Below are 975 nucleotides of genomic sequence, written 5' to 3' on the forward strand. Positions count from 1 at the left end.
CGCTTTCTTCTCAGCGTCTGTAAGTTTGTCTGGGTTAGCTACTACAGTTTTGTCAGCGGGTTTAACGATGTCGTTGCCTGCATTTGGTTTAGCTGCGTCTGCTGCTGATTTTGTTAAGTCAGAAGCTGGGATAACCGCTGTCTTACCTTCTGGTGTTGTGACTGTCGCATTGCCTTTATCGTCCACTACTACAGTTGAACCTGGGTTGACTGCTTTAACCTTATCTTCAATCGCTTTCTTCTCAGCGTCTGTAAGTTTGTCTGGATTAGCAACTACAGTTTTGTCCGCTGGTTTAACGATGTCGTTGCCTGCATTTGGTTTAGCTACATCTGCTTCTGACTTAGTCAAGTCTGTTGCTGGGATAACAGCTGTCTTACCTGCTGGAGTTGTAACTGTCGCATTGCCTTTATCGTCTACTACTACAGTTGAACCTGGGTTGACTGCTTTAACCTTATCTTCGATGGCTTTCTTCTCAGCGTCTGTAAGTTTATCTGGGTTAGCTACTACAGTTTTGTCCGCTGGTTTAACGATGTCATCACCTGCGTTTGGTTTAGCTGCGTCTGCTGCTGACTTAGTCAAGTCTGACGCTGGGATAACCGCTGTTTTTCCTTCTGGAGTTGTGACTGTTGCATTGCCTTTATCGTCCACGACTACAGTTGAACCTGGATTTACAGCTTTAACCTTATCTTCAATCGCTTTCTTCTCAGCGTCTGTAAGTTTGTCTGGGTTAGCTACTACAGTTTTGTCCGCTGGTTTAACGATGTCGTTGCCTGCATTTGGTTTAGTTGCGTCTTCTGGTGATTTAACTAAGTCTGTCGCTGGAATTACCGCTGTCTTACCTTCTGGTGTTGTGACTGTCGCGTTACCTTTATCGTCCACTACTACAGTTGAACCTGGGTTGACTTCTTTAACCTTATCTTTGATGGCTTTCTTCTCAGCGTCTGTAAGTTTGTCTGGGTTAGCTACTACAGTTTT

1 pseudogene is annotated in these 975 nt (G+C 44.6%); it reads right to left on the minus strand.

Annotation, left to right across the window (positions count from 1 at the left end):
- Window positions 1-975: pseudogene (locus ADG81_RS03530) on the minus strand (hypothetical protein); the annotation flags it as partial.

This window comes from Streptococcus pseudopneumoniae, assembly GCF_001070815.1.
In the GTDB taxonomy this organism is placed as follows: domain Bacteria; phylum Bacillota; class Bacilli; order Lactobacillales; family Streptococcaceae; genus Streptococcus; species Streptococcus pseudopneumoniae_P.